Origin of the sequence: Acinetobacter sp. V115_6 (genome assembly GCF_031799025.1) — a bacterium.
In the GTDB taxonomy this organism is placed as follows: domain Bacteria; phylum Pseudomonadota; class Gammaproteobacteria; order Pseudomonadales; family Moraxellaceae; genus Acinetobacter; species Acinetobacter pittii.
Genome location: NZ_JAVQNO010000021.1, coordinates 1,364,486 through 1,387,977 on the forward strand (window position 1 = coordinate 1,364,486; position 23,492 = coordinate 1,387,977).

The 23,492-nt window shown below is 38.9% G+C and carries 22 protein-coding genes; 4 read left to right on the top strand and 18 right to left on the bottom strand.

Annotated elements, in window-relative coordinates:
- Positions 1-5: 5 nt before the first annotated feature.
- The 11 genes from pcaH to RMA94_RS14885 all read right to left on the bottom strand — a co-directional run bounded on the left by pcaH (position 6) and on the right by RMA94_RS14885 (position 11,164).
- Positions 6-731: a protocatechuate 3,4-dioxygenase subunit beta gene (gene pcaH / locus RMA94_RS14835; RefSeq protein WP_000077913.1), complete on the bottom strand. Its 726-nt coding sequence runs from the start codon at positions 729-731 to the stop codon at positions 6-8.
- Between the two features lie 10 nt (positions 732-741).
- Positions 742-1,155, bottom strand: coding sequence for a 4-carboxymuconolactone decarboxylase (pcaC, locus tag RMA94_RS14840; RefSeq protein WP_000997505.1), 414 nt, complete (start codon positions 1,153-1,155; stop codon positions 742-744).
- A 15-nt stretch (positions 1,156-1,170) separates the two neighbouring features.
- Positions 1,171-2,526: an MFS transporter gene (locus RMA94_RS14845; protein ID WP_005069068.1), complete on the bottom strand. Its 1,356-nt coding sequence runs from the start codon at positions 2,524-2,526 to the stop codon at positions 1,171-1,173.
- A 42-nt stretch (positions 2,527-2,568) separates the two neighbouring features.
- Positions 2,569-3,354, bottom strand: a complete 786-nt coding sequence (gene pcaD / locus RMA94_RS14850) for a 3-oxoadipate enol-lactonase (RefSeq protein ID WP_017386044.1) — start codon at positions 3,352-3,354, stop codon at positions 2,569-2,571.
- Entirely contained in the window at positions 3,351-4,706 is a 1,356-nt protein-coding gene (locus RMA94_RS14855; RefSeq protein ID WP_311083657.1) for a 3-carboxy-cis,cis-muconate cycloisomerase, read from the bottom strand. Before RMA94_RS14855 ends, pcaD begins: the two co-directional genes overlap by 4 nt.
- 2 nt (positions 4,707-4,708) lie before the next feature.
- On the bottom strand, positions 4,709-5,920 hold the full coding sequence (gene pcaF, locus RMA94_RS14860; protein WP_311083659.1) for a 3-oxoadipyl-CoA thiolase: 1,212 nt from the start codon (positions 5,918-5,920) through the stop codon (positions 4,709-4,711).
- A gap of 12 nt (positions 5,921-5,932) precedes the next feature.
- Positions 5,933-6,586 carry a 3-oxoacid CoA-transferase subunit B gene (locus tag RMA94_RS14865; protein ID WP_119685088.1) on the bottom strand — a complete coding sequence of 218 codons (654 nt, stop codon included), beginning with the start codon at positions 6,584-6,586 and terminating at the stop codon, positions 5,933-5,935.
- Positions 6,587-6,604: 18 nt separating this feature from the next.
- On the bottom strand, positions 6,605-7,276 hold the full coding sequence (locus tag RMA94_RS14870; protein WP_017386040.1) for a 3-oxoacid CoA-transferase subunit A: 672 nt from the start codon (positions 7,274-7,276) through the stop codon (positions 6,605-6,607).
- A 348-nt stretch (positions 7,277-7,624) separates the two neighbouring features.
- A complete protein-coding gene (gene ispD / locus RMA94_RS14875; protein WP_032036311.1) occupies positions 7,625-8,341 on the bottom strand; it encodes a 2-C-methyl-D-erythritol 4-phosphate cytidylyltransferase in 717 nt (238 codons plus the stop codon).
- The gene (gene ftsB, locus RMA94_RS14880) at positions 8,307-8,696 is read right to left on the bottom strand and encodes a cell division protein FtsB (RefSeq protein WP_005069056.1); all 390 of its coding nucleotides are present in this window, start codon (positions 8,694-8,696) and stop codon (positions 8,307-8,309) included. The genes ispD and ftsB overlap by 35 nt, the downstream gene beginning before the upstream one ends.
- Before the next feature lie 275 nt (positions 8,697-8,971).
- Positions 8,972-11,164: a TonB-dependent siderophore receptor gene (locus RMA94_RS14885; protein ID WP_347745706.1), complete on the bottom strand. Its 2,193-nt coding sequence runs from the start codon at positions 11,162-11,164 to the stop codon at positions 8,972-8,974.
- 374 nt (positions 11,165-11,538) lie between these two features.
- On the opposite strand from RMA94_RS14885, the gene RMA94_RS14890 reads away from it, so the two are divergent.
- Positions 11,539-12,219 (top strand): hypothetical protein, encoded by a 681-nt coding sequence (locus tag RMA94_RS14890; protein ID WP_311083663.1) that lies wholly within the window; start codon positions 11,539-11,541, stop codon positions 12,217-12,219.
- 348 nt (positions 12,220-12,567) lie between these two features.
- The gene (locus tag RMA94_RS14895) at positions 12,568-13,245 is read left to right on the top strand and encodes a DUF421 domain-containing protein (protein ID WP_068557086.1); all 678 of its coding nucleotides are present in this window, start codon (positions 12,568-12,570) and stop codon (positions 13,243-13,245) included.
- A gap of 83 nt (positions 13,246-13,328) precedes the next feature.
- Here RMA94_RS14895 and eno read toward each other — a convergent pair whose 3' ends face one another.
- From eno to RMA94_RS14910, 3 genes are all read right to left on the bottom strand, one after another.
- A complete protein-coding gene (gene eno, locus RMA94_RS14900) occupies positions 13,329-14,618 on the bottom strand; it encodes a phosphopyruvate hydratase (RefSeq protein ID WP_002121066.1) in 1,290 nt (429 codons plus the stop codon).
- 63 nt (positions 14,619-14,681) lie between these two features.
- A complete protein-coding gene (gene kdsA, locus RMA94_RS14905; RefSeq protein ID WP_002121042.1) occupies positions 14,682-15,539 on the bottom strand; it encodes a 3-deoxy-8-phosphooctulonate synthase in 858 nt (285 codons plus the stop codon).
- A gap of 30 nt (positions 15,540-15,569) precedes the next feature.
- Positions 15,570-17,207: a CTP synthase gene (locus tag RMA94_RS14910; protein ID WP_002121060.1), complete on the bottom strand. Its 1,638-nt coding sequence runs from the start codon at positions 17,205-17,207 to the stop codon at positions 15,570-15,572.
- Between the two features lie 223 nt (positions 17,208-17,430).
- On the opposite strand from RMA94_RS14910, the gene RMA94_RS14915 reads away from it, so the two are divergent.
- Positions 17,431-17,886, top strand: coding sequence for a hypothetical protein (locus RMA94_RS14915; RefSeq protein WP_032003774.1), 456 nt, complete (start codon positions 17,431-17,433; stop codon positions 17,884-17,886).
- 241 nt (positions 17,887-18,127) lie between these two features.
- On the top strand, positions 18,128-18,973 hold the full coding sequence (locus tag RMA94_RS14920) for a metal-dependent hydrolase (RefSeq protein WP_311083666.1): 846 nt from the start codon (positions 18,128-18,130) through the stop codon (positions 18,971-18,973).
- 62 nt (positions 18,974-19,035) lie between these two features.
- On the opposite strand, the gene RMA94_RS14925 is transcribed toward RMA94_RS14920, so the two are convergent.
- The 4 genes from RMA94_RS14925 to RMA94_RS14940 all read right to left on the bottom strand — a co-directional run bounded on the left by RMA94_RS14925 (position 19,036) and on the right by RMA94_RS14940 (position 23,409).
- Complete coding sequence (locus tag RMA94_RS14925; RefSeq protein ID WP_032036318.1) at positions 19,036-20,130, bottom strand: YheT family hydrolase; 1,095 nt, start codon at positions 20,128-20,130, stop codon at positions 19,036-19,038.
- Between the two features lie 19 nt (positions 20,131-20,149).
- A complete protein-coding gene (locus RMA94_RS14930; RefSeq protein WP_151283076.1) occupies positions 20,150-20,866 on the bottom strand; it encodes an SGNH/GDSL hydrolase family protein in 717 nt (238 codons plus the stop codon).
- Positions 20,867-20,903: 37 nt separating this feature from the next.
- Positions 20,904-21,311 carry a nuclear transport factor 2 family protein gene (locus tag RMA94_RS14935; RefSeq protein ID WP_199112711.1) on the bottom strand — a complete coding sequence of 136 codons (408 nt, stop codon included), beginning with the start codon at positions 21,309-21,311 and terminating at the stop codon, positions 20,904-20,906.
- Positions 21,312-21,384: 73 nt separating this feature from the next.
- Complete coding sequence (locus RMA94_RS14940) at positions 21,385-23,409, bottom strand: NADPH-dependent 2,4-dienoyl-CoA reductase (RefSeq protein ID WP_311083669.1); 2,025 nt, start codon at positions 23,407-23,409, stop codon at positions 21,385-21,387.
- Positions 23,410-23,492: the final 83 nt, after the last annotated feature.

The following is a 23,492-nucleotide window of genomic DNA, read 5'->3' on the forward strand; positions in this document are numbered from 1 at the left end:
CCCGATTAAGTCAATTCGTTTTCGAAGTAAGTCGCTCGACGGCCACGTAAAGTGATGTCAAAACGGTAACAACGACTATCAGCTTCGATAAAGTTGTTTTTATCTTCTAGTGCAATCAAGGCACGACGTTGATCTTCAGAAGGAATCGTTTTTAAAATCGGGCAAGTGTCAATGAGCGTATCGCCTTCAAAATAAAACTGCGAAATTAGGCGCTGAGCCCAACCATCAGCAATTAAAGAGAAATGAATATGTGCAGGACGCCATTCATTAATACGGTTACGCCATGGGTATGGACCCGGTTTAATGGTACGGAAAATATAGAAACCGTTTTCATCAGTTAAGGTACGACCACAACCACCAAAGTTAGGATCCATTGCACCAATAAACTTGTCGTTTGGATGACGGTAACGACCAGAAGCGTTGGCCTGCCATACTTCTAGAAGTGCATTTTTTACAGGACGACCAAATTGGTCACGAACATAGCCATGAACAATGACACGCTCACCAATTGGCAAACCATCTTTGGCATAGTTCAAAATCAAATCGTTATCTTTTGGGCCAAATAGATTTGAAGAAAAATGTGGTGCAGTAACTTCAGTTAAAGTCTCATTAATTGAGATCAATGCATTTTTTGGCGAACGTAATACACTTGTTTTATAACCTGGCGTATACGCTGGTGGATGATCATCTGTATTACGTTGGGCGTAGGCACCCCAGCTATGTTGTGACATCTTTATCTCCTTAATCCTGTTCTTTCGCTGCAATTGGGTTTACTTCTATCCCCAACTCTTTAAAGACTTCTTCAGCCATATGCATTGCAGCGTTTGCAGCAGGTAAACCTGCATAGAGTGAACTGTGTAAGATCAGCTCTTTTAAATCTTCTTTAGTTACGCCATTGTTAAAGCAAGCACGTAAATGCATGCGTAGTTCGTCTTCACGACCAAGCGCCAATAAAATCGCGATAGTGACTAAACTACGTGTATGACGCGGTAAGCCTGGACGAGACCACACCTCACCCCATGCATAACGGCTAATAAAATTTTGAAAATCTTGGTTAAAGTCATTCAGATTTTGCAAAGACCGACCAACATGCTTTTCACCCAAAACTTCAGTCCGCACCTCAATGCCTTGTTTATAGCGTTGTTCATCATTCATTGTGATAGACCTCTATTAAGTTGCATCGGTATGCGCAACAATTGATTTAACAAATACAGCAACAGCCGCAGCAGTCGCTGGAATTAGTAATAAACTAAGAATGGCGGTAAACGACCAATCATTGCCGAGTAGTACAGCACCAATCCAAGCACCAAATACCGCACCGAAGCGTCCAATACCAGTCATCCAAGACACGCCAGTTGCACGGCACTGCGTTGGATAGAAACGAGCGCTTAACGCAGGCATTGAAGATTGCGCGCCGTTAATTGCGATACCCGCACAAAGCACCAATACAGCAAGTAATGTTGAGTTTCCTAAGCTTTGACCAACAGCAATCGCAAATAGACCTGCTGCAAAGTAGAAAATAGCAATCACTCGATTCGGGTTGAATTTGTCCATCGCCCAACCAATAAACAATGCACTCACCACACCACCGAACTGGAACAATCCACCGATAAATGCAGCACGCTCCATTGAGGCACCTGTTTCACGCATAAGCGTTGGCAACCAGCTGGTAAGCAAGTAAACAACCACGAGTCCCATGAAATAGGTCAACCAAAGCAAAAGCGTTCCTTTCGCATATGGTTTAGAAAACATAATTCCAAAGACATTTTTCTTTTGAGCTGTTTCAGTTTTCTCTTCAGGTACGTGAAACGCAGTCGCATTTTGAACTTGAGTTGGTGCGATATGATTTAAGATTTTGCGTACTTTTTCAGGATTCTTACCTTTCACAATTAAAAAGCGGTAAGACTCAGGTAAAACTAAAATCACTAAAATCATTAAGATCAAAGGTGACCAGCCACCAAGTAAAAATAGACTGTGCCAACCATAAGTCGGGATCAGCCAACTACTGATAAAACCACCGGTTGCCATACCTAAGTTATAACCACAGAACATACAGGTCACGAGTAATGAACGAATACGTGTTGGGCAGTATTCAGAAAATAATGTAGTGGCATTTGGCATCGCTGCACCCAAACCAATACCTGTCAAAAAGCGTAAAACGACAAGGCTATCTAAGTTGGTTGCATAAGCAGATGCCAAGGTGAACCCACCAAATACAAGCATCGAAAAAGCTAAAACGATTTTTCGACCAAAACGGTCAGCTGTCGGACCAGAAACTAAAGCTCCAATAATCATTCCACCAAGTGCAGCACTCATCACTGGACCTAACTGAGAGCGATCAACACCCCAGTCTTGTGCCAAAGCTGGAGCAATAAAACCCATTGCAGCAGTATCAATACCATCAGTAAAAATAATTAAAAAACAGATAATTGCGATCATCCATTGATATTTACTGAGTGGAGCATCATTAATTAATGCTTGAGCATCGATACTTTTATTTGGTGCAGCGTAATCCTGAGACGCCATATTTGCCTCCTTAAGGCCAATTCCTTTTAAATCACTAAGCTATTAGATTTGCTGAATAAACCTAGTCAATTCCTGAGTAAATCTTTGCGGTTGCTCAATATTAGAAAGATGAGATGCTTCCAATTTAGCAATCTGACTATTGTTGATAGCGCGTTGCATAAACTCAGCATCTGCTACTGTAGTTACTGGATCTTCTGTCCCCGCAACCAGTAGTACCGGAATTTGAATTTGTGCAATTTCATCTCTTAAATCGGCATACGCTAAAGCACGACATGCATTCGCATAACCTTGTGCCGGTGTGTTTGCAAGACTTTGAATCGTCGTTTGTGCAACCACGTTATGTTGATAGTCGAAGTTTTCACTGAACCAGCGAGTATGCGTGGTTTTAACCAACTCAGCTAAACCATTCTGCTCCACAGAATCAGCACGACTCAACCAAGCCTCCGCCTGACCAATTTTGGCTGCCGAGTTCGCAACAGTAATACTTAAAAAGCGCTCTGGATGATGAATACCCAACCAAAGCCCAGTAATTCCACCCATTGAAATGCCACAAAAATGAGCTTTTTCAACACTCAAGGCATCTAAAATATCAACCACATCTTCAGCTAAGTTTTGCAATGTGGTATCACTAATTACATCACTTTCACCATGACCACGTGTGTCGTATGTAATGACATTAAAATGACTTTTTAATTCACTTACCTGTGACTGCCACATACCACGGTCTGTGCCTAATGAATTAGAAAATACAAGCACAGGAGCGTCTTTTAAGCCGTCGGTATAAACAGCTAACTGTTTTCCTTGGCGATTGCTAATAGTCTGTTTCACTTTGACTCTCCTTGTGCTTCTTGCAAAACTGCATCAATCTGTTGCTGAATATTGCCTAAATAGTTTTCTGGTTTGAAAATATCTTGTATTTCTGCTTGGCTAAACTGTCCTTTCACTTCGTCTAGTTGGCTAACAACATCAAACAAATGCTTGTTTTGAGCCACGGCTGTTTTACAAGCTGCTTCAACAACATGATGAGCATTTAAACGTCCAATTTTTGGAGCAAGTGCCATCATCACAGCTTCGGCCATAATCAGCCCGTTGGTACAGTCAAGGTTCTGTTGCATATGCTCAGCATTCACTTCGAAACCTTGTAAAACTTCACCAGTACGACTTAATGCTCCAGCACAAAGTTGAAAGATTTCTGGAACTGCTAACCATTCTGCATGCCATGCACCTAAGCTACGCTCATGTTCCTGCACCATACTTTGATAGATGCTAGACATAAGTGCCGGTACACGATTCGCCGCGGCTAATACGGATGCTGCCGCAACTGGATTACGCTTATGAGGCATGGTCGATGAACCACCACGACCCTTTGCGGTTGGCTCAAACAACTCTGCAATTTCAGTTTGCATCATGAGTGACCAATCCCGTGCCATCTTGCCCGTATTCCCGACAATCATGCCAAGCACACTTGCAATTTCTACAATACGATCACGCTCACCATGCCATGTGCTTGTCGGTACAGTCAGATTCAGTTGCTTCGCAAATGCATTAACCACAAGTGAACCTTGATCTTGCAAAGAAGCTAATGAACCCACAGCACCACCTAACTGAGCAGTCAGTACACGTGACTTCATAGCTTGAATACGGTCTAAATCACGTTTAAATGCAGAAGCCCAACGAGCAAGTTTATACCCCAAAGTAATGGGTAAAGCTTGCTGTAACCATGTACGCCCAATCATGACTTGATGGCGATATTGCTTGGCTTGCTGTAATGCAGTCGCATAGCATTGTTGAAGTTGAGCTTCCACAATGTTCAACGCATCACGACATTGCAAAATACAAGCTGTGTCTAAAATATCCTGACTCGTTGCACCCCAATGCACATAACGTGAAGCATCTTCATCAACATCTTTAACAATTGCTGTAAGCTGTTTTACAAATGGAATTGCGATATTTCCAGCTAAGCCAGTTGCGACAGCCAAAGCTGAAAAGTCAAACTTTTCTAATGCCTGCTCAGCTACTTGGGCAATTGTATTAGCCGCATTTTGAGGAATCACACCAACTTGTGCCTGTGCTTGAGCTAAGGCAACTTCAACTTGAATCATGTATTTGATTAAAGATGAGTCACTAAAGATGTCAGTGACGTCTTTTTGGTAAAACAAGCTGGCATATAACTGGCTCATGATTAGACTCTCTCAATAATCAATGCGATGCCTTGCCCCACACCAATACACATTGAACACAAGGCATAACGACCATCCGTTTGTTCAAGCTGGTTTAAGGCTGTAGTCACGAGGCGTGCACCTGATGCACCAAGTGGATGACCCAATGCAATTGCACCACCGTTTGGATTTACCTTGTTGCTATCATCTGGCAAGCCTAAATCACGGGTCACGGCTAAAGCCTGTGCAGCAAACGCTTCATTTAGCTCAATTACATCCATCTGCTCTAAAGTCAGGTTGGCTTGTTTAAGTAATTTTTTAATGGCTGGTGCCGGAGCAAAACCCATAATGCGGGGTTCTACACCCACTGCTGTTGAAGCAATGATCTTGGCACGTGGTTTTAGATTGTAAGCTTGAACTGCCTCATCAGAAGCAATCAGTAGAGCTGCTGCACCATCGTTGATGCCTGAAGCATTACCCGCAGTAACTGTGCCATCTGCTTTAACCACAGGTTTAAGTTTGCTTAAAGCTTCAAGGGTGGTCGATGCACGTGGATGCTCATCGGTATCAATCACAACAGCATCGCCCTTACGCTGAGGGATTTCAACTGCCACGATTTCTTTAGAAAAAAAGCCTTTGGCTTGCGCGCTTGCGGTGCGTTGTTGGCTCACCAAGGCAAACTGGTCCTGATCTGCACGATTCACGTTAAACTGTTCAGCCACGTTTTCGGCAGTCTGGGGCATGGTGTCTACACCATACAATTCTTTAAGTTTCGGGTTAATGAAACGCCACCCCATAGTGGTATCTTCAATCTTCTGGCTACGGCCAAAAGCACTGTCTGACTTACCCATCACATAGGGTGCACGGCTCATGCTTTCTACACCACCTGCAATCACCAAGTTTGCTTCACCGGCTTTAATAGCACGGGCAGCAATGGCAATCGCATCGAGTGAAGAACCACACAAACGGTTAATGGTGGTTGCTGGAACCTGATACGGTAAACCTGCAAGAAGTGCTGACATACGACCGACATTACGGTTATCTTCACCGGCTTGATTGGCACAGCCATAGATCACATCATCGACCTGTTCCCAATCTACATTCGGGTTACGTTGCATGAGAGCTTTGATCGGCACAGCACCAAGGTCATCGGCACGGACAGGTGCAAGACCACCTGCATAACGGCCAAATGGAGTACGGATGGCATCGATGATATAAGCGTTTTTTAATGTCATTTCCCTACTTCCTTACCCTTGAGTCGCATCAATCAAAGTTGCACCAGTCAAAGCCTGTAAATCATCAAAGCTAAGACCTTCAACTTTTTCAATCACCTTTAAACCATCTTTAGTCACGTCAATCACACACAGGTCCGTGTAAATGCGGTCAACACATTTTTTACCTGTAACCGGATAGCTCAGCTCAGCCACAATCTTCGGCTCACCTTGCTTGGTCACATGATCTGTGGTGATAAATACTTTCTTGGCACCAACCGCTAAATCCATCGCACCACCTACAGCAGGAATCGCATCGGGTGCACCCGTGTGCCAGTTCGCCAAGTCGCCATTCGCAGCAACCTGAAATGCACCAAGTACCGCAATATCAAGGTGACCACCACGCATCATCGCAAACGAGTCGCCATGGTGGAAAAAGCTACCACCTTCAAGCATGGTCACAAACTCTTTACCCGCATTAATCAGTTCTGGGTCTTCTTCACCTGCCGCCGGTGGCGGGCCAAAAGCCAACAGGCCATTTTCAGAATGAAGAAAAATATCTTTATCGTTAGGTAAGTAGCTGGCAATCTTGGTTGGTAAACCAATGCCTAGGTTCACATAGGCGCCATCTGGAATATCTTGCGCCACACGTTTTGCAATCTGGTCACGGCTGAGTTTCTGGTAGCTCATGTTATTTCTCCTTATTGCTTACTGTGCTGGCGCTACTTGTACAACGTGCTGTACAAAAATACCTGGGGTGATGATGTGTTCCGGGTCTAATCCACCGAGTTCAACCACTTCAGAAACCTGAGCAATGGTGACATCAGCAGCCATGGCCATGATTGGGCCAAAGTTACGTGCAGATTTACGGTAAACCAGATTGCCCCAGCGGTCGCCCTTGTAAGCTTTAATCAGGGCAAAGTCAGCTTTAATCGGATACTCAAGCACATAGTCTTTACCATCAATTTCGCGGGTTTCTTTGCCTTCGGCTAAAAGTGTTCCAAAGCCTGTTGGGGTAAACACAGCGCCTAGGCCCATACCTGCTGCCTGAATACGACACGCCAGATTACCTTGCGGGACCACTTCAAGCTCGACCTTTCCAGCACGGTACAGTTCATCAAATACATAAGAATCTGACTGACGTGGGAAAGAACAAATCACTTTTTTAACTGAGCCTGCTTTCAGCAATTTCGCCAGACCATAATCGCCATTACCGGCATTGTTGCTGACAATGGTTAAATCTTTAACACCGAGTTCAATAAGACCATCAATGAGTTCAGCGGGTTGTCCTGCGGTACCGAAACCACCAATCAGAATGGTTGCACCATCTTTAATCTGCGATAGAACCTCGCTTAGTGAGGACTTACTTTTGTCAATCATTAGACAACTCCATTGTGCTCATTGAAGAAGAGATAGGTAAGAGAGTTAGGCACACTGAGGCGAGAAGAATAGATAAATATTTCACTCAATCCCGAGTGTTTCCCTTAGATTTCCCTTTTAAACATTTTTGATAATTTTCGTATTTTGATCTAGTAAGCTAGACACAGTTTTGTTCGCTATAAATATATTTTGTTCGATGATCGAACATTATCTAAGTAAATTACTCAACTAATCTTATAGACTTGGGATGTAAAAAAACATTAATTCTTATAAATAGATATATAGAAATGAAATATTTACTTAGGCTATTTTACACTTAAAACTACAACTTTTTATTCGATTTTTATCTTAAGACTGTGATTGTAAAATTAAACGTGCAAGTTCTAAATCATCAGGATAAGTAATTTTAATATTATCAGAACGCCCCATCACAACCTGCACAGTTTCACCCATATATTCGAGTGCACTTGCCTCGTCGGTAATAGCAATATTATTTTCTAAAGCGTATTCAATTGCCTTTTTGAGCTTCCCAATTTTAGCAATTTGAGGAGTTTGAGCTTGCCACAATGACTCCCGACTTACCGTCTTATTAATATAATTATCTACCCTAACCTGCTTTAACGTATCACGAACAGGAATCGCTAAGATAGCACTATGATTTGATTTAATTACTTGTTCGACAAGGGCATTTAAACATTCAATTGTTACACAAGGCCGTGCTGCATCATGCACAAGCACCCAATCATTTTCGTCAGCAAAAGTTAAAAGATGATTTAATGCGTTTAATACTGAATGGACTCGTTCTGCCCCACCCATACAAAAATGGGCCTTATCTATATTTTGAAATGCGAGAGTCTGAGCAAAGGTATCTTGGGTACCAATTGCCAGAACATAACCATTTAATGGAAGTTGACTTATGCGCCGAACAGTATGTTCTAAAACAGTCGTATTCTGAATATATTGATACTGTTTCAATTCAGTTTTAGAAAATCGACTTCCTGACCCTGCAGCGGGAATTACTGCCCACAATTTAGTCTGGGATATCTGGGGATGCAGGTGTCTCATTCGTTTCCAAATCAACTTTAGCGTTCGGGTCAATATAAATAGGCTTGTAATGGGTACTGATGGTACTCATTTGAACAAATGTCTCATGTGGTTTCACTAAACCAAGATCAAGGCGAGCATGTTCTTCTATTGCTTCTGTACCATTTTTCAGGTCAAAAACCTCTGCTGCCAAAATACGGTTTCGTTCTTTAAGCTCTTCATTTACTTCAGCTTGTTGCTGAATTTGTTGCATGAGAGCTTGATGAGGGAGATAGCCACCCTCACCTAACCAAAATTGATATTGCAGTATGGCTACTAAAACAATAACCAGTAGCAATATCAGTTTGCTTGAAGTGGATCGAAATACTTCTAACATATCATTAAGATTTTTAATTAAAAACTTTCGTTAAGAGATTGTATTGTATAGTAATTAAGAAGTAGCATGCGAAATTCCTGCAAAAATTTAAGCAAAATTATTAATGGGCATATTACTTTAATTGACCATTGTGACATGTTTCATTTTGTCAAAAATGAATGGAATTTGAAAGGGAAATAATATTTATAAGTACAACTGCTTATAAATCAATCTACGCACCAAAAAGCCCTCTTTTGAGGGCTTTTATAAATCGGTTACTTATGAGTATGTCTGTATCAAAAATTATAACGAACACTCAGCGTTGCATTTCGTGGTGTTCCCCAGTTCATTGAGTTTTCACCAATACCTTCATAATATTTCTCATCAAAAATATTATCGATGTTAAATTGAAGTTTAATATTTTTATCTACTTGATAGCCAAGCATCGCACTTGCTAAAACATAAGCATCTTGCTCAATGCGAGAGCTTCCACTACCCGTATAGTATTTACTCTTATAATTTAAGCCAAGTCCTGCACTCCACTGATTAAGTTTGTACTTAACAAATAAATTTGAAGTTGTTCGAGAGTTTGTCGTATTAACCTTCGTACCCTTTGCATCTTTTGCTTCAAAATTAGCAATACCGAAATTAACAGCCCAATTATCGTTAATTTCCCCATCAGCTTCAAACTCAAAGCCTTTACTTTCAACCCCATCTACAGCACGATAGGCCTGTTCTGTAGTTTGTGTACCATTACGGACAATAAATACTCCAGGTATCAATTCAGCAAAATTAGACTGCTCTATTCGAAATACTGACAATGCTGTATTTAAACGCCCTCCAAACCACTCACTTTTTAAGCCAGTCTCATAACTCTTACCTTTAATCGGGTCAATATATTGATCATTTACATCTTTACGATCTTGAGGTTTGAAAATTTCTGTATAACTCGCATAGACAGAATGATCTTGGGCAAAATCATAAATAGCGCCAATATATGGTGCTAATTCATTGTTAAATTCACGGTTACCTTTATCATTTTCAGACTTGTATTCCCAGTTAGATAAACGTGCACCAGCAATAATTTTCAAAGGATCGAGAATTTGAAATTTACCCGCAATATATGCAGCAGTTTGTGTGGTTTCATTGAGTGCACCTCTAGTATTTAGTACCAGTGGCTGAAGTAATTCTTGCGCTATATCATTATAGTTAAGCGGGCCACCTAAATATTTTTCAATCTCTTTGTTTGCATTAGAACCACCAGAAAGATCTTTGGTCTTTTCATTCTTATTCCAAGATCCACCAATAATGATTTCTTGTGGGCGATTAAAAAGCATAAATGGGGCATTAATAAAAACATCAATATTGTTTTCTTCACTGGCAGCTTTTGCGCCATATACAGAAACATAATCAGTTTTATTCTCAGAATTATCATTTGGATTTTCTAATGGACTGGTGTTGGTTGCCTTGTCTACTCTTCCAGCTGTATATAACAACATTGAGTCCGTATCTTCTTTGCGGAAGGTATAAGCAATATTTAAATTAACATCACCAAACAAATTCTGTTTTAAGTTTGCAAACACTGCCGTTGTATTCACATCCCAATATGTCCAAGGCGCACTTACTGTTAAGCTTCTAGAAAAATTGGTACGGGTCCCATCAGTATAAAACGCAGGTGTACCACCCCAGCGGATACCATCACGATGCAATTCTTGATAAGTAGCTCCAAGCGACATACTTGTTTTATCGCTCAGATCATAATCAAGGGCACCATAAAATACATTCCGTTCTTTCTCATAAAAATCCATAAATGAATTTTCATCAGAATGCTTCACAAACATACGTCCACGCAATGAACCATCAACATTAAGCGGTGCAGAAATATCTGCCGAACTACTCCAAGAGTTCCATGAGCCTAATGATGTACTGACATTACCACTAAGTTCTTTTGAGTTTGCATGTTTGCGAATCATGTTCAGCGCCATCGCTGGATTGCCCGCACCTGTGGTTAAGCCATTAGCACCTTTCACCACCTCGACGCGATCATAAATATCTAAATCAAGGTCCCCTGTACCTAAATTAATCGTGCTCGGTATTCCATCTATTAAGTAATAATCTACCTCAAAACCACGTGCATAAACTTTCTGACGCTCATCAGTACGTGAAGTCGAAACACCCGTAATATTGTTCATTAAATCTTGAAAAGAATCGATTTTCCGATCATCTAAATATTCACGGGTTAAAACCTTCACCGACTGTGGTGTTTCACGAAGAGATAAATTTAATTTTGTAGAAGTATTTGTGCTTTTTGCTGTATAGCTGCCCGAACCTTCGGTAACAGCGAAATCTTCTTCTGCTTGTACTTTTATCGTTTCTAAAGTGGCTGTTCCATTTATCTCATCAGCATAAACAATTGAAGGAGCAGTTAAAGCCATAGCAAGTGCTAACGGATGAGATGTAAACGCTTTTCTAAAGGGCGGAGTGTACATAAGAAAATTCCATAATAACCAATGTGCTGTGCGAGATTCCTTAGCCTTTTGCTACTTTGGTCCTTGTTACACAGCAGCAAAAGTCGGCACAAAAATTAACATGAATGATAATTGTTATCAACAATATATTAATAATTATTCCTATTTGTTTAAATTAAATTATCAATGGTTCTAATCACTTATATATTTTCACTCTCTTCAAACCTTGTTTGGTCATCACATCTTTTAAATTTATTGCTCTTTCAATTAGCCAATAAAATGTTATGCAATAGTTTTATGATTAACTCAAATAATAATAAACTAAACAGTATTTTCTTTTATATTTTATTATTCTTCTCAAACCTCTTAAGAGAGAATAAAAGGTACAAGTTGTAGTGCATAAAGTTTTAGCATTTTCTTTAGTAAGCTTAGGTTTGAGCGCTTGTAACAACCATACTGACGATAGTCCTTCAAAAATAATTAATACGAAGGACAATCAGAATCAACACAAATCAAATAATAATTATATATATGAATATAATGAAATTATTTATAAATTAAACACGGAACAAGATCAAACAACTGCTCACTTAAGATTTAAAAACTTATTGAAAAAGATACCTTCTAACGAGAACAATCTAAATATTTTAAAAACTAAACGCAAAATACTTGTACATTTAGGTTGTCTTAATGAAGCATATATTGTTACCGAAAAAATACTTGCTAAAACAGATAGTTCAAAGCTACAAGAGATGCAATGTATTTTCCTAAGTAAAATGAAGAAAGATGCTCATGAAATAAAAGCATGTTATGAAAAAACCGCGAATAGTTATTTAAATGAGATAAATTTAATTCCTAAAGCTGCTTTGCGATATCAATATGCTTTATGGGGACATTATGCAGCAATGTTCCATGCTGGTCATATAGAATATAAAGATAAACTCCAAGAAGTTATTGATTATCACAACATTGAAGATCACAAAAAAACATATCAACAAATGTATAAAAATGTTATGGATCCTCAAGTTTTTCAAAAACGTCTAGATGAGATTCCTTATACTCCTTGTTGTCATTAAACTATTTTTTTAAATCTTAATATCAGTTATTTTTATAGCTTGCATCATTATTAAATCTAATCTACCTAATAAGAATGTCTTTGTTGATATATCTTTTAATACTGCCTTCCCTTTTGGGAATAGCATCACCTATTAATAGATCTATTTTTGAATAGTACAGCACATAATTAGACTAACTATCTTAAGTTTATTCACACAGAATTAGTTACGAATAAAATTTATAAAAAGTCACATATGCTTCACTCTTTTAACCAATAACTACCTAAAAAGTATATTTTTTTATTTTCTAATTTGTTAAGAATTTTATAAGGATTTCTCTCAAAATTTTAATAAGGAGAAAGGTGAAAAATGGATTTTATTAATATATTTATAGGTGATACAACCTGGAACTTTGTTTTAGAAGTTTTAGTTCGATGTACCGTGATGTTTATCATCATTATTAGTTTTTTAAGATTATCTGGTAAACGAGGTGTACGTCAGCTCTCCCTTTTTGAACTCGCAATCATTTTATGTTTAGGGTCAGCAGCTGGCGATCCGATGTTTACTGAGGATATACCTATTGCACATGCCTTTGTTGTGTTTATCGTTATTCTTTTTCTTTATCGATTTGCTACATGGAGCATGGTAAAGCATAAAAAAATTGAAGATTTACTTGAAGGAAAAGCGCTTTGTATTGTTAAGGATGGTCTTGTAGTCTACAAAGATTTCCAAAAGCAATCATATTCTCATGATGAGTTTTTCTCAGAAATGCGGCAACAACATGTTGAGCATCTTGGACAAGTGAGAACAGCTTTATTAGAGTCTGATGGTATTCTTAGTCTGCTTTATTTTGAAGATGAGGACGTGAAATGGGGCCTACCATTATTCCCTGACGCCTACCGCAGAGCTAATGTACTTAAACTTAATACTTTTTATTCATGTATGAAATGTGGTGAAACTAAAATTTTAAATAAAATCGACCAAGAATGCAGCCGATGTCAACATCACAGTTGGGCTGAGTCTTTAAAAACACGCCGATTAGGATAATAAAAAAGGTGCTATTTCCTATTAAAAACAGGAAATAGCACCTTAAAATGTTAAAAAATTAATTTTAACTTTTTATTTAAAGATTAGTTTAAACCTTTAAATTCAGCTTTACCGCGGTAAGCAGCTTTAGTCAATTCTTCAATACGAAGTAATTGGTTGTACTTAGACACACGGTCAGAACGGCAAAGTGAACCAGTCTTGATTTGACCAGCAGCTGTACCTACTGCTAAGTCAGCAATAGTAGAATCTTCTGTTTCACCAGAACGGTGAGAAATAACAGTCGAATAACCATTTGCTTTAGCAAGATAGATTGCATCTAAAGTTTCAGTCAAAGTACCGATCTGGTTGTATTTGATTAAGATTGAGTTACCAACTTTTTCATCAATACCACGTTGTAAAATCTTAGGATTAGTTACGAACAAGTCATCACCAACCAATTGGATTTTATCACCAAGGATTGAAGTCAAGTAGCTCCAGCCTTCCCAATCAGACTCATCAAGACCATCTTCGATTGAGATAATTGGATATTGATTTACAAGACCAGCTAAATAATCTGCAAACTGATGGCTTGTAAATGCACGGTTACCTTCACCTTCTAAAACGTATTGACCGTTTTTGTAGAATTCTGAAGATGCGCAGTCAAGTGCAAGCATCATGTCTGAACCAGCTTTGTAACCAGTCAATTCAATTGCTTGTAAAATGATTTGAATTGCTTCTTCGTTAGAACGTAAGTTAGGAGCAAAACCACCTTCATCACCTACAGCAGTATTCAAACCTTGTTTCTTTAAAACTGATTTTAAAGAATGGAATACTTCAGCACCAGCACGTAAAGCTTCAGCAAATGAAGTGAAACCTACAGGCTCAATCATGAACTCTTGAATATCAACAGTGTTGTCCGCATGCTCACCACCATTTAAGATGTTCATCATCGGTACAGGCATTGTTAAAATTGTTTGACCACGAAGATCTGCGATGTATTGGAAAAGAGGAAGTTTCTTTTCTTCAGCAGCAGCGCGCGCAGCAGCCAATGACACAGCTAAAGTTGCGTTAGCACCTAATTTCTCTTTGTTTTCAGTACCGTCAAGCGCGATCATTGTATTATCAATGTCTTTTTGCTCAAAAACTGATTTACCCAACAAAGCATCACGAATCAACGTATTAACGTTATTAACTGCTGTACGAACGCCTTTACCTAAGTAACGCGATTTATCACCGTCACGTAGTTCTAAAGCTTCACGAGAACCAGTTGAAGCACCAGATGGTGCACATGCACGACCAACAACCCCAGATTCTAAAATTACGTCTGCTTCGATGGTTGGGTTACCACGAGAGTCCAAAATTTCACGTGCACGAATGTCAACGATTTGGCTCATGAACAATTCCTCTTTGAATGAATATGAGCTGCGGTTAAAGCAGCGTAAGGGTTATAAAACAACTCAATGGGTGTCTAACTTTTTGAATCCTTTAACTAAAGTATCCAATTCTTTTATTTGTGCCAAGAACGGTTCAAGTTGCGACATACGTAATGCACAAGGTCCATCGCATTTTGCATGTTCTGGGTCCGGGTGCCCTTCCAAGAACAATCCAGCCAAACCAGTTGCCATTCCAGCGCGTGCTAAAGTTGTAATTTGAGCACGACGACCACCTGCTGAATCAGAACGACCACCAGGGGTTTGTAACGCATGTGTCACGTCAAAGAAAACTGGCACATTCATTTCTTTCATTGTGTCAAAGCCAAGCATATCTACAACAAGATTGTTATAACCAAATGCTGAACCACGTTCACAAAGAATAAGTTTGTCGTTTCCTGCTTCTAGACATTTATGCAGGATATGACGCATTTCATGAGGTGCTAAAAACTGGGCTTTCTTAATATTAATAATAGCCTGTGTTTTCGCCATCGCCTCGACAAGATCAGTCTGACGACTTAAGAAAGCGGGTAATTGAATAATATCGGCTACTTCTGCGACTGGCGCAGCCTGATATGGCTCATGCACATCAGTAATGATAGGAACATTAAAATGTTTTTTAATATCACCTAACCATTCGATACCTTTTTCAAGTCCAGGACCACGGAATGAATGCAGACTAGAACGATTTGCTTTATCGAAACTCGCTTTAAATACATAAGGAATATCTAAGCGTTTGCAAATATCAACATACGTTTCTGCAATTTCAAAAGCTAAATCTTTTGATTCAAGTACGTTCATTCCGCCAAATAATACAAATGGCAAATGATTTGCCATTTGTATATCGCCTAAACGTACAACTTCTTGTGGTTTTAATTGTGACATTTAAACTTTCCCAGTTTATTTAAAATCGCATTATTTACTTTTTTGATGCTGTGTTTTTGCAGCGTCAATAAAACTAGCAAATAATGGATGTCCATCACGTGGTGAACTTGTAAATTCCGGGTGGAATTGTACAGCAATAAACCAAGGATGTTCAGGAATTTCTACAGTTTCAACTAAATGTTGTGCTGAAGAGTAACCTGAAATCTTCATACCAGCTTGTTCAATCGACTCGATGAAACGGTTATTCATTTCATAACGGTGACGATGACGCTCAGTGATTTCAGCTTTACCGTAGACTTCACGTGTTTTTGTGCCTTCAACCAATTCAGATTTTTGAGCACCTAAACGCATAGTTCCACCTAGGTCAGACTCAAGGCTGCGTTGTTGTAATTCACCACGCTCATCTAACCATTCAGTAATTAAACCAATGAGTGGATATTTTGTAGAACGGTTAAATTCTGTAGAAGAAGCTTCTGGCATACCTGCAACATGGCGAGCGTATTCAATAACAGCCAATTGCATGCCTAAACAAATACCCAAGAATGGGATTTTGTTTTCACGTGCGTATTGAATAGCTTTCATTTTGCCTTCAGTACCACGTTCACCAAAACCACCTGGAACTAAAATTGCGTCAGCTGTACTTAAAATAGATACGTCTTGGCTTTCAAGTTCTTCAGCGTTGACATAATCGATTTGTACTTTTACGCGATTTTTAATACCTGCGTGTAATAACGCTTCATTCACAGACTTATAAGCATCTGGTAATTCAACATATTTACCAACCATAGCTACACGTAAAGTGTATTCAGGATTTAGTAATGCTTCGACTACATTGTCCCAATCTTCTAGGTTTGCTTCTGGAAGATCATTAAATCCAAAACGCTCACAGATCAAGTCATCAACGTTTTGTTCATAGAATGTGCGTGGAATTTGATAAATCGTTTTCGCATCTTTACATACCACTACAGCACGCGCTTCTACGTTAGTGAACAATGCAATTTTGCGTTTAGTGTCAACATCCACATCATATTCAGTACGGCAGATAAGAATATCCGGCTGAATACCAATCGAAAGCAACTCTTTTACAGAGTGTTGAGTTGGTTTTGTCTTAAGCTCTGCTGCAGATTTGATATATGGCAACAAAGTTAAATGCATAAGCATGGTTCTTTTATGACCAAGCTCAACCATTAACTGACGAACTGACTCCATAAATGGAAGTGATTCGATATCACCTACCGTACCGCCAATTTCTACGATTGCAACATCGTAGCCTTCGCCTGCGCGAAGTACGCGTTCTTTAATGTTGTCGGTAATATGTGGAATAACTTGAACTGTACCACCAAGGTAGTCACCACGACGTTCTTTATTTAAAACGTCCTGATATACACGACCACTGGTAAAGTTATTAAGTTTGGTCATTTTCGCACGACGTAAGAAACGTTCGTAATAACCCAAGTCTAGATCAGTTTCGGCACCATCCTCTGTGACAAAAACTTCACCATGTTGGAAAGGGCTCATTGTCCCTGGATCGACATTAATGTAGGGATCCATTTTAACCATTGTGACTTTTAAGCCACGGGCTTCCAAAAGTGCAGCAACTGAAGCAGCAGAAATACCTTTACCTAGCGATGAAACTACACCACCAGTGACAAAAATAAAATGGGTCATTAAGTTTCTCGTACAATCAAGCCGAAATCGGCCTACAATGTTTGGCAATTTTACTGTACTCTGCCCCTATAAAGCAAAGTCAAACCGCATCAATTCAAAGATCATTAAACAACTGGCTATTCTATCAGCATTTTTAATAAAAATTTAGGTCAATCTCACATGATTTTTTCATTCTCTTTTGCTGTTATAATGCCAGCTCCTCAATTAAATGTTGTTTAGGACAATGGCAAATAAAAAACTTTTAATCTGTGCTGCAATTGCTGCTGGACTATTGTTAACCGCATGTGTCAAAAAAGAAACACCTAAAGAAGAAGAGCAAGAAAAGGTTGAAACTGCTGTTTCAGAACCTACACCTGCTGAACCTGCAAAATTTGAGTCTTTAGAAAGTGTTCAAACTGAAGAAGCTCAAACTCAGGAACCAACGCAAGTTGAGGTGCATCACGAAGAAACAGCAAATACGACAACTGAAATTCGCCGTGAAACTCGCCCTGCCCAACCTGATCAAGGTTCACAAACAACAGTTTCTGAGCAACCTAAAGTAGAGCCGAAACCAAAACCAGAACCTAAGCCTGAGCCAAAAACAGAGCCAAAACCATCTAAGCCAGCTGAACCAGCTCAAAGTGAAGATGATGCTGTTGCTGCTGCAATTGCGGCTGCTACTCCAGCGCTTAAGAACTAAGTTCGTATGCGAATATGCCCAAATTGAACCATCAGTTTGGGCTTTTTAAATATTATTTAAATTATCAACACAATAATAAGTTTTACTTTTCTTTCTATTTATCTTTAAAGTTTTCTTAGTTATCAATTAGGGACAATCTACTTTTTCTGCCAAAAAAAGCATTGACGATAGATATAGGGCGGTGTAGTTTTTGATCAAGTTCCTTTTTGGAACTTTAATTAAAAGAAGATTGGAGCCTAGAATGAATACAGTATCAAATCGTGTCCCCGCCTCATTTCCAGTCCGTCGTATGGACTACAATTTTGAAAACGTACCTCGCTACTGGTGTAATAACGAGCCTACTTTTACACATTATTTTACTGGTTTATCAACATTGTTCCCTGAAGGTGAATCATATTTTGTTCGCTCTGTTCGAGCTTTACGCGCCAAAGCAAAGTCGAATGAAATTTTAGATCGGGAAATCAGTGCTTTTATTGGCCAAGAAGCAATGCATTCGAAAGAACATCAAGCTTTTCATGTAAGTGCACAGCAATATGGTTTAGATCCTCAATCTTTAGAAAAAGTAACTGGCATCGTTTTAAAAACTATTGAAAAAGTTTTTAGTAAAAAATGGAATTTGCTTGTAACAGTAGGTCTAGAACACTACACAGCAGTACTTGTGGTTAGCATGATGCAATCCGTTAATGAATTGATGACGGACTCAACTATTCGCAATTTGTGGCTATGGCATAGTATTGAAGAAACTGAACATAAAGCTGTGGCTTTTGATCTCTACCAACATTTATATGGAAGTGGCTTAAGTGCATACCTTCCTCGCATTACAGTCTTTACTTTAAGTCTATTTTTAATTACAGGCTTTTCAACAATCTATCAATTTGTTCTTATGAAACGAGATCATCAACTTTTAAATTTCAAATCTTGGCATAAGTTCTTTAGTTTTGCAAATACACAATATAGAACATTGATCCCTCAATTTTTTGATTATTATCGCTTTGACTTTCATCCCAACCAAACAGATGAAAAAGACCTCGTGGCTAGCACAAAAATCAAAATTGGACTAAAAGATCCCAAATTGCTTTTATCTTGATCTAATAAAATTATAAGGCCCATCTATTGAATGGGCTTTATTTAACTTATTGCAAATTACCGTTATTGCTTATGTTCGACCAAAAAATAATTTGATATTAATTTGGCAGCCCATGATGTACTTTTCCAACCTTCATAGAAGCCACAATGACTTCCTTTTTTTGTGGTGATTACCGCAATATTACTCATTTGCTGAATCGTTTCTTTGTAAGGTTCCAAATTTTTAATAGAACAGACTGGATCATCCTCAGCATTAAGAATCATTAATGGTATTTTTACATTCTCAAATACATAAATTGGATTAATGGCTTGGCAATAGCTTTGATAATCTTCAAAGCCAGCCATTTCAAAATATTCTTTCTCAAACTCTTCTAGACTTGTCGTTGCAAGAACCTTTTCTAAAGAAGCAACCTGGTTCCAAGTACTTTGATAAGGATGAATAAAATACTTGAATAACTTTTTGGTCATCATTTTGCTATAAAACGGATGAACATTTTTAAAGCCAATCTCTGTGTTGTAGCCCGGACACATTGCAAAAGCAGCTTTAAATGGCGTGTCAGTACCTTGCTCTCCTAAGTAACGAACTAGTAGCCCTGTCCCGGCAGAGGAACCTACTGCGTATAAATCCGTTTTAGGGAATAATTTTTGAATATGCTCAAGTTGCTCTTTAAGGTCGCTTGTTGATCCAAAAAGAGAAATCTGTGGCACAGGCATAGGTAAGCCAGCATGCCCACGGCGTAAGCATAGTGCTATTCTCCATCCCGTATAATGATGTATGTCTTTCACAAGTTCACGCATACTTTCAGGTGTTCCTGTAATGGTATGCATAATGACAACAGTTGGAGTATCTGGAGGAAGATCATAGCCATACCACGCGATCGCAGTTACGCCACCATCTTTCATAGTGAGCTGATCAATACGGTCATATTCAAGTTTGATAGTTTTTTTTCTAATGATATCAAAATACAAAAGATGAACGTGATTGTTGCTCAACCACGGTGTGGGCCGATATTTTTGCTTGAGCTGGGGCAATTTCTCCAGAATATCTTTTATTTTCCCGTTTGGGTCATAATAGATTTTTGGCTGTTCAGCACCTAATACCGAATCGAACAATTCTGAACCGAAAGCTTTAATTTTATTTAAAGTAGATATGCCCATTTCCAATCACTACCTCTGATTATGAGTTAAATGATTGCCGCACTAATGCTGCAACCTGTTGTCCCCAAATTGCATAAATTTCCTTACTCGGATGAAAGCCATCACTTGCCATAGGCAGATTCATCGCTTGAAAATGCCCAATATCATATTGAATGAATCTAAATTGGTTTTGTGATTGTAACCATTTATCTAATGTCTGATTCATTTGTTCCGCATATTTTCCAAACAACCAAGCCAATGGATTTGGTAACGCTGGAAAATGCTGCATTGGCGGAACACCAGAAACAATAATGAGCTTAGGCTGAAAACGTGCCTGTATATATTGAAATAATTGTTTTTGTTGTTTTATCCATGAACTTGCTGAGGTTAATTTTGTTACATCATTAACACCAATCGACGTAACCACCACATCGTAATTTTGTTGCTCTAAATGCTGTACTGCTTGAAAAACCTGCTTAGTTGTATCACCTGTTTTTGCATGCAGTTTCCAGCGTATCGAATATTGATCTTGCAACTCAGAAATGATTGCACCAGATAAAGCATCTTTTTGGTTTTCTACCCCAACACCTGCTGCGGCAGAGTCTCCTAAAATAAGTAATGATAGAGGTCTTCCCTTGCCAACGATGCCTTCTCTATCACCGCTTGCTTCTAGCAGTCGTGGTGTATTCTTACGAACCTTTGTTCCTTGTACAAACAGTACAGGAAGCAATGCTAGAGTTGAAAGCTTTAACCACATTTTATTGATCTCTATCTTACTAGGCTATTTACTAAAATTATTGAGGTTGAAACTTAGCAATTCTTATACCCATTTGTTCAGCCAATGCAGCTAAGCCACTCATTGGACGTATCATTACTTCAAAATCAATAATTTTGCCTTGTTCATTAAAACGAATCATATCAATACCTTTTAATGATTTACCACTAACATTGGCACTGAACTCAAGCACTACATTTTCACCGTCTTCTGTATAAAACTCACGATGATAGGTAAAGTCTTCGAACACCTGAATCACATTGGTAAGAATGAAGAAAACGACCTGCTTTCCTTCATAAGGTTTGTAAGCAACTGGTGAGCGAAAAATCACTTCATCCGCCAGCAAGTCATTTAGATCGGATAAGTTACCAACCTGAACCATTTCATGCCATTTTTCTAAAGACTGTTTTGTTGTTTCGAGTGTCATTGTTTTTTATATCCTATAATTTAACCAAAGAAGTAATGGGCATTTCTCTTTAAAAAGAAATGCCCATAAAAATTTATAGTGTCGCTGCTAATTCAGCGCCTTGGCGTATTGCACGTTTTGCATCTAGTTCACCTGCCTCTTTAGCGCCACCAATTAAATGAACTTTTTTTCCATCTGTTTTTAATTGATCATACATTGCAGTAAATGACTCTTGGCCTGCGCAAATCACCACATGGTCAACCTCAAGTACACTTGGTTTCCCATCCACAGTAATATGTAAACCTTGATCGTCTACCTTGTCGTATTGCACACCTGCAAACATTTTGACCTGACGATTTTTTAGTCCTGTGCGATGAATCCAGCCTGTTGTTTTACCTAAACCAGCACCTACAGCAGCAGTTTTACGTTGTAGTAAATAGATTTCTCGTTCAGAGGCCTCAACTTTTGGCTGTTTTAAACCGCCTACATGTTCATATTGAGTATCGATTCCCCATTCTTCATAAAACTTTTCTGGATTTAAGCTGCCACTTTCACCTTCATGAGTAAGATATTCAGCTGTGTCGAAACCAATACCACCCGCTCCAATAATGGCAACACGTTGTCCTACTGGCACACGCTCTTTTAAAACCTGTAAATAGCTCAGTACTTTAGGATGATCAATTCCCTCAAACTGTAATTGACGAGGCGTTACACCTGTTGCAACCACAATTTCATCAAAATTTGCTTGGCTTAATTCTTCATAAGTTGCTTGATGATTTAACACAAGTTCAATATTTGGTCGCAATTCAATTTGACGACTAAAGTAACGTAAAGTTTCGTAGAACTCTTCTTTTCCAGGCACCGTTTTTGCAATATTAAACTGACCACCAATTTGATGACTTGCTTCAAAAATTTTAACTTGATGCCCGCGATCTGCTGCATATACCGCAAAACTTAAACCTGCCGGACCCGCACCAATAACAGCAATATTCTTTTTAACCTGAGCTTCTTTAAAGATCAGTTCAGTTTCATAACATGCACGCGGGTTTACTAAACAAGTTGCAATTTTCATTGAGAAAATATGATCTAAACAAGCTTGGTTACATCCAATACACGTATTAATTTCATCACTGCGGCCTTCACTTGCTTTCAAGACAAATTCAGCATCCGCTAACATTGGTCGCGCCATAGACACCATATCAGCATGACCAGATGCCAATACATGTTCAGCCATTTCAGGCGTATTGATTCGGTTAGAAGTAATTAAAGGGATAGAGACTTCACCTTTAAGTTTTTCAGTCACCCAAGTAAATGCAGCACGAGGAACTTTGGTTGCAATTGTAGGAATACGTGCCTCATGCCAACCAATACCAGTATTGATAATTGTTGCGCCTGCTTTTTCAATTTCTTTTGCAAGCTGAATCACTTCATCAAAACTTGAACCGCCTTCAACTAAATCAAGCATAGATAGGCGATAAATGATGATAAAATTTTCACCAACTAAAGCACGTGTGCGCTTTACAATTTCAATTGGAAAGCGGATACGGTTTTCGTAACTACCGCCCCATTCATCATCACGATGATTCGTTCGAGCTGCAATAAATTCATTAATTAAATAACCTTCAGAGCCCATGATTTCTACACCATCATAGCCCGCATATTGAGCAAGTTTGGCACAGTTGGCAAAGTCATCAATGGTTTGTTGTACTTCCGCAGAGCTTAAAGCTTTAGGCTTAATCGGGTTAATCGGTGCTTGAATTGCTGAAGGTGCAACGTTATTTGCCTGATAAGAATAACGACCCGTATGTAAAATCTGCATAGCAATTTTACCCCCAGCTTCATGAACAGCTTGGGTAATTACTTTATGTTTTTCAGCTTCTTCAATTGTATCTAGTTTGGTTCCGTGGCTAAAGACAACACCATCATCATTTGGAGAAACACCACCAGTTACAATCAGCCCCACATCACCTTTTGCACGCTCAGCATAAAACGCAGCCATGCGCTCATATCCTTGCGGTGCTTCTTCTAAACCAATATGCATAGACCCCATAAGCACACGGTTTTTTAAAGTAGTAAAGCCTAAATCAAGTGGCTTTAATAAATGTGGATAAGCTGACATATTTTCTCCTATGGCTAGCAATATGCTTGCTAATGCAACTTGTTGCATAAATTTATAATCAAATTTTGACTTTTATGCAACAT